Source organism: Actinomadura violacea (genome assembly GCF_017573465.1).
Lineage (GTDB): Bacteria > Actinomycetota > Actinomycetes > Streptosporangiales > Streptosporangiaceae > Spirillospora > Spirillospora violacea.
Window position 1 is genome coordinate 1 of sequence record NZ_JAGEPF010000065.1, and the last position, 6,802, is coordinate 6,802.

The window sequence follows — 6,802 nt, forward strand, 5'->3', positions numbered from 1 at the left end:
CTTCCCTGTCAAGTCAGCATGTTGAGCTTGGTCCTGCCTCGGACGGAGCCCGGGACGCCCGTCGAGGACCGGGCCGTCTGGAGGCAGCGGTCGTTGATGAGCGGTCAGATCCGCTTCCCTCTCTGGAGACTCTGATGACTACTGAAGCTTTCTCGGCGTTCTCTGTGGAGCCCTTCCCCAGGGTTTCCCCTGGGGACGAGTTGGGCTCTCTCATCGCCTTGACCGTGCGGGAACTAGGCATCTCATTGCGCGAAGGTGACGTGATCGTTGTCGCGTCGAAGGTCGTTTCGGTCTCGGAGGAGAGACGAGTAGATCTGACGTCCGTCACCCCTGGTCCCTCGGCCGTGGCGATATCGGCTCGGACGGGGAAACCGGCTGAGGTCGTCCAAGTCATTCTCGACGAATCTGATGAGCATTTTGTGGTCGGAGACCGTGGACCGATCGTGGCCTGGCATCGACTCGGCTATCAACTGACGTCGGCGGGCGTCGACCGTGACGGGCCGGATGGCGTCTGGCTGCTGCCCGCCGACCCGGACGCTTCCGCCCGCCGGCTGCGCGATGCGATCTCGGCCATGGCGGGGGTCAACGTCGCCGTGGTGATCGCTGACTCGGACGGCCGCGCGGACCGTCTCGGTTCGACCGTGATCGCGATCGGCGCCGCCGGAATCGCCCCGCTCAGGGTCACCGAAGACACCGAGCCGGAGGGCAGGGGCAAGCGGCAGGCCGAGACCGCGGTCGACCTGGTGGCCGCAGCGGCCGGGATCATCCTTGGGCAGCGTGGCCGCGGCGCCCCCGTCGCTGTCATCCGCGGTGTCGAATACCAAGCCAGCGACGAAGGTGTGCGGTCGATCCTGCATCGCGCGAAGAAGTCCGCCGAGCCCGTCGTCCGCTGAACGCGGACGGCTTGCAGCCTCAGGACGGCTTGCGGGGGCTGGGCAAGGGGACGACCCGGTGTCGGGGGCTTCCGAGCTCCTCGCGGAGCTGCTGGTTTTCCAGAGTGAGCTGGTTGACGACCCGGATCAGGGCAGGGACGTCGGCGCGGAGCTGTTCGAGCTCCTCGTTCTTGTTGGCGATCGTCTGCTTGAGGTTGGTGATGATCTGGCGGAGGCGGGTCTCGACGTCGGGGGTGGCGCCGCGCTGCTTCACCTGCTCATAGAAGTCGTTTCTGAGATCCGTGTGCCGTTGGGTGAGGGCGTTTCTGGGGACGCCGGCCTCCTGGGCGAGCGCGACGATTGTGAGGGCCCCGTTGGAGTTTTGCGGGGTCCCGTCAAGGATGCGTTCCATCGCCGCCCGGATGCGGTTGCGCTCGTCAAGGGCGGGGATCATGCGAGGTCCTCCGTCGGGGTGATTCTGAAGCGGTCGTGGGCGTCGGCGAACCCGCGGAGTTTGTTCGCGCTGCCTCGCAGGCGATCACCGACGGGCTGCGGAGCCGCGGCAGCGCGTTTGTCGAGGAAGTCGGCGCGGTCACGGAGTTGGGCGGCGTGCCGGTCGGTGCGGACAATGTTTCCGCAGCTGGGAACGCAGTGGTCCAGGCTTGGAGTGTCCCTGACGCCGTCGCGGTGGCAGAGCGCCTGGGCTCGTTTGTAGTGGCAAAGGACGAACGCCTGCGGGTTGTCGAAGATCATGGCGTCCTCGTTGGCGATCAGCCGACGCGCGGTCGTTGCGGTGATGGCCGTGCCTTCGAACCGCGGGGCGGTGGCTGCGGCCCGGATGGCCCGCCGTGCGGCGGGTCCCGAGACGCCGGCACCATCCTCGAGATCGTCGTGCAGGTCGGCGACGGTGTCGGCGACCGCGCGGACGGTCTCGACATCGATGAGCTCGTGGATGCCGTCCCGGCTGCGGGCCCCGTATCCCTCGGAGACAAAGGTGGTGCGCAGATGCCCGTATTGGATGGCGAGTGCCACTAGCCCGCCCGGTCGGCGGGCAATGTGCCAGGCCAGCGTCCTGCGGAAACGCTCGGTGCCGATAGCTCCGCAGGGGTCAGGAGGAATGAGGTCATGGGTTCGCTCGTGCACGGCGGCTTCGGCGTTGGCCCAGACGACGAAGTCCTCGATCCGCGTGCGGAGCGTGCCGAAGCGGAGAGCGCCGGTGTTGGCCCGGCTCGCATGCAGGTCGTGGGTGTTGTGGTCGAAGAGCAGGGCCCCATCGGGGACCATGCGTTCCAGGACTCGGATGGCGTTGACGACCGGTCTGATGGCGACCCAGGGCACTTCGCGTTCCTGGCCCGAGGACAGGTAGTTGCCCTGCTCGTCGGTGGCGATCTTGAACTCGTGCCCTCGGATGAGGTGCCGCCTGGCTTTGCCGTCCTTGCCGGGCTCCGGGTCGGGGCAGCAGCCGCTCCGCAGCCCCAGCACCTCCCCGGGGCGCATTCCAGTCAAATAGGACAGGACGATGAAGGCTGCCGTGCCCAGGTGCCGCATCAGGTCGGCGGCCTCGCCGAAGTCAAGCCTCTTCCTCCAGGGGCGGCCGGCGATCCGTCCGGTCACCGGAGTGTCGAGCGGGCATGGGCCTGGCCGCAGTGTCGCCTTCCGCGCGAGGCCCATCCTCACGATCACCCTGTTCAGTTGCGTCTTCGATGCGCCGGTGATGCCGCAGATGTAGTTGCGGGCCAAGCTCGTCCTGCCCTTGTTCATGACCGTGGGCAGGGGCGTCCGGGTGGCGCTGAGCGAGTCAAGGTAGGTCTGCAGGGCAGCCGCGCCGTCCGGGGTGGCGCGGCTGGTGCGGGCGGTCTGGCGAAGCCGCTGCGACTCGTCCCAGGCAGCAAGAATGTCGTCGGCGAAGTCGTCGATCACGCGTAGGGACCAGATGAGCAGGGGGCCCATGGTCTCCTCGGCCAGGGCCTCGCCGGCGTTCTCACCACCGCTCGTGGACGTCGCTGCCGGCAGATAATCGTCGGCACCCAGCTCGTCCCAGGGCGGGCGCCCGATCCCGGTTGGCCTGGCGGTGAGTTGGTCGTAGGCCCAGAGCCGTGTCAGCGACACAAGGGTGTCGTGCGCGTAGCTGCGGCTGCCGTAGGTGGGCAGAAGATGCTGACCGTATTCGTGCAGGACCCGGGTGTCGCAGTCCGCCAGGGTGGTGATGCCCTGGTCCTGAAGCCATAACGCCAGGTGTATCCACCGCCGCACGGTCTCTGAGATGCCCGTCGTGCTGATGCGGGCCCGCAGGCGTGTGCCCCTTCCCCGCAGGAACGAGGGCCGCAGCTCCCCGTTGATCAGGGTCCAGGCGATCAAGCGGAGCTCCTGCTGGAAGCACCCCGGGCTGTTGGCCCAGTGGATCGCGAGGTTGCTGGAACTGGGGTTCTCGTTCAGCGGGGCCAGCGGCCAAACTGGGGCCGCGTATTCGGCGTTGAGGTGCGCGTGCAGCGCGCGGACGAGGTGGGGCTGGACGACCAGGCTGTCCGGAGCCGGCAGCGGCAGGACGTAAGGGTCGTGTTCAACGGCGGCGGTCACGAGCTGAGGTCTCCGGTCAGCAAGAAGTCGATCATCTCGATGTCGGCATCGGTGACCCGGTCCAGCGCCTGTGCCCACTGGCCCTCGCCGAGTTTGCCCTTGAGGTCTTCAAGACGGGTGTGCGCGTCCTGCCAGTGCTTCTTCCAGTCACGTGGCGGCAGCACCGAGTGCAGGCTGTCCAGAGCGCGATGAAAGTGGGCGAGTCGCGGATGGTGGCCGGGATGGACGCGAGCGTTTTCGCAGCCCAAACACATCAGGAACGACGCCCCGCAGCCGCCCTCCGGAGCGGGGAAGGGGCCGTCGTCGTAGTCGCGGCAGTCGGTGGTGGCGGTCTCGGTGTCACCCGGGACGGGAGCGTTCCGCAGCTCGGCGACCAGGACTGCCTCGTGGGCCCGGCCGGCGGCGTTCTCGGCGCCGGCCGCGATGACCTCGACGGCCTCGGCCTGCACTCGCTTGTCGACCAGGACGTAGTTCCGGTCGTGTGTCTCCTGGGTGTTCTGCCCCGGCTGGCGGCGGTCGAGCGCGTTGACCGTCCGCCGGCCCCGGCGGAAGGGTGACCCGTCCAACCCGTGTGCTTGGCCCCATCTCTTCGCCATGGTCGAGCTGACGCCGAAGTGGAACCGGCCGACCGGCGCAGGGCGGTCCATGTCGGACTGTGTCTGATTCGACTTGGTGTTGTGCCAGACCACCAGCAGATCGGTGCCCGGGGCCAGGTCTTCGACCACGGCGCGGGCGCAGCGGGTGGCCTCCAGCACTTCGCTGATCAGCCGGCCCGGCGAAGAGGCTCCGTCGTCGGTGACGTTACGGGTTTCGAAGTGGTGTCCGGCGCCCCTGCGTCGCTTCTCCAGCGGAATCCGGTAGGTCGGATGCCCGTCCTCGCCCGGGTCCGGGGTGGCCCGCGGAACCTCAGCCCGGTCGATCACCGCCAGGTTCCACCCGTATTCGGCCATCAAGAGCACTCCCATCGCCGCCGCCTCCATGCCGGAGAGAAACAGCCGCTGCCAGGTCACCTCGCCTCGCGAGCCGCCCAGGGCCCGCCGGTAGCGGCGCGGGAGGGTCGCCGTGCCGCAGGGATGCACCGTGACCGGGAGGCCGCCGGTGCGCGCCAGGAGGTCTAGGACCTCACCGATCACCCACTCCTGGCTGCCCTCGGCGATCTCACCCGCCCGCCACCGCTCCAGACACTCGGTGTTCTCGCGGATCCGCAGCAGGGCCGCTCGGAACACCCGTCGAGCGGCGAGCTTGATCTGCTCCAACTCGTCCTCGGCATAGGACTGCGTGGTGCTCTTCGGACGACGGACACGAACGGCCAGCTCATCGGCGACCGGCCCCGCTTGAAGCCGGGCATCGCTCCTGAGGAGGCTGGTGAGCTTGTGGACCGTTTCGAAGCCCCCGCCTGTCGGCGGCTGGTTCAGCCGCCACCGCTTCACCATGGCCGCGGTCACCCCGTCCAGATCCCGCGGCGGATCTTCCAGCCCAGATAGGAAGTCCGCGAACTTCTTCGCCTTCTCCCAGTACGACTTCGAGGTGCCGTGCGAGCTCCAACCATGAGGGGTGCAATGAGCAGCGACCAACCTCGCCAGCGAGCGCTGCATCGGCTCGGCGACCGGCAGAGCGGAGAAGTCATACTCCTTGACGTAGCCCGCCGCGTTCGTGTGCCGCACTACCAGGCCCTCATTGACGAGCGGTTCCGGACCGACGTGATCAGCAGGAGGCAGGGACGCCCGGCGTCCGCGCGGGCTCACCAAGCACCCGCTGCTGCCTGCATACGGGCATCGACATCCTGGATGCCTTGCGACTCCCGGGCAACCCGGGCGAACAGCGCATCCAACTCGGGCATCGGCGCCTCAGCCGGATCATCGTCAGCAGTGGCGAGCATCGCCCGTAGCTGCAGGTCAGCAACGGGCGCGAGATAGTGCTTGATCGTCGTGTCCCTCGATGCGTGCCCCAACAGATTCTGAACCATGAACCACGGATCGCCATAGAGCAGCCGAAAATCCCGCCGCTCCTCCGGCGACAGGCCGAACCGCTCGTCCATCAGATAGTTCAGAACCACCAGCATGTAGAGGGCGAAGGAATGACGCCCGGAGTGCGGAGTCGCATAGGGCGCGTAGACCTTGTGCGGGTCCATGCCCAGACGCTTGGGCGGGGTCAGCACTCGCTCGCAACGCTGGTTCGCGGTGCGGAAGACCCCCTCCCACGAGTGCGGCAGGAAGGGCAGCCCCTCCTCATTGAGCCAGAGCCAAAGCGGCTCCGGACCATGCGGCCCCTCGGTGAACAGCAGCGTCCGCTCCTGCCAAGTCAGCTTGTCGAGCTCGCGTTCCCCTGGCGCACCGTCTAGGTCGCGCCACCGGACCTTCGGTCTGTGGCCCCGGCCGACCCCGGTGACCAGTCGCATCTCCGGCAACCGCTCGTAGCGGCCGGCCCGCTGGGCCCTCCGCACCGCCCAGGCCCGCGAGGACTCGACGTAGGCCTCGACGTCCCCCACCGCGTCCGAAGCGACGTAGAAGGTGCGCTGCTTCTTCGACCGGGTCACCTGGGCGGCCACCTTGCCCCGGTAGTAGCGGCCGCCGCCGAGCCGCCGCTGAGGGACCTCGAAGGTCAGCAGAGACGCACCTTCCAGCAGCCGCAGACCCGACGAGACGAGAGTCCGCGTGAACGCGACGTTGCGGTCCTCCAGACGGCCCACCCAACCCGGCTCTGGAACCCCTTCGCGGGTGTGCCCCCGCAGACCGACGTCGATCCACCGCCGCCAGGTCCTCGGCGTCAACCAGTGCACGTTGCTCAGCCGAGCGTCCTGCGCCCTCTGCTCAGGGACGGAGACGAACTCCCCACTCCGCCCGAGCACCTGCTTCATCACGACCGGGCTGTGCGTCAGATAGCCAGCCTTCTTGGCCCACGAGTACAAGCTCGTAAAGGCGGCGAGCTCGCGGTTCCACTTCGACCCGCCGATCCGGTTCGGATTCGCCGCAGCCAGCCGACGCCAGTCCTCGTAATCCTCAAGATCTTTGGGTGTCGCGTCCAGCCACGTCTTTCCACGACGCCACAGAGCCGTCAGCAGCAGAGCGATATCCGTCGCATAGTTCCGCTTCGTCTCCGCCGTGTATTGACGGAACCGGCGCGACTGTCCGTACAGCGCCAACAGCGGATCCACCCGGTGGTCGGGCGAAAGGAAGATCGGGTCGCCAGCCCGTATACCTACCGCGTCCTCCCGCACGGAGAGGTCCTCCCACCCCGCCAGCACCGCCTCCCGCACGCCGCTCCGGACCGCATCCTGCGGCACCCACCGCACCCGCCAACTCAACCTGGAGCACCTCTCTCGATCAGCTACGACAGGCTAAGTCAATAGGGAA

General features: G+C 67.9%; 5 protein-coding genes. 1 reads left to right on the forward strand and 4 read right to left on the reverse strand.

Going from position 1 to position 6,802, the window contains the following annotated elements; all coding sequences use genetic code 11:
- Positions 1–134: 134 nt before the first annotated feature.
- Complete coding sequence (locus tag J4709_RS52645) at positions 135–893, forward strand: coenzyme F420-0:L-glutamate ligase (protein WP_208253070.1); 759 nt, start codon at positions 135–137, stop codon at positions 891–893.
- 19 nt (positions 894–912) lie between these two features.
- On the opposite strand, the gene J4709_RS52650 is transcribed toward J4709_RS52645, so the two are convergent.
- The 4 genes from J4709_RS52650 to J4709_RS52665 form a co-directional block, all read right to left on the reverse strand.
- The gene (locus tag J4709_RS52650; RefSeq protein ID WP_208253071.1) at positions 913–1,326 is read right to left on the reverse strand and encodes a hypothetical protein; all 414 of its coding nucleotides are present in this window, start codon (positions 1,324–1,326) and stop codon (positions 913–915) included.
- The gene (locus J4709_RS52655) at positions 1,323–3,449 is read right to left on the reverse strand and encodes a site-specific integrase (RefSeq protein WP_208253072.1); all 2,127 of its coding nucleotides are present in this window, start codon (positions 3,447–3,449) and stop codon (positions 1,323–1,325) included. Before J4709_RS52655 ends, J4709_RS52650 begins: the two co-directional genes overlap by 4 nt.
- Positions 3,446–5,113 carry a hypothetical protein gene (locus tag J4709_RS52660; RefSeq protein ID WP_208253073.1) on the reverse strand — a complete coding sequence of 556 codons (1,668 nt, stop codon included), beginning with the start codon at positions 5,111–5,113 and terminating at the stop codon, positions 3,446–3,448. Before J4709_RS52660 ends, J4709_RS52655 begins: the two co-directional genes overlap by 4 nt.
- Positions 5,114–5,190: 77 nt before the next feature.
- A complete protein-coding gene (locus J4709_RS52665; RefSeq protein ID WP_208253074.1) occupies positions 5,191–6,732 on the reverse strand; it encodes a site-specific integrase in 1,542 nt (513 codons plus the stop codon).
- Between the last annotated feature and the right edge of the window lie 70 nt (positions 6,733–6,802).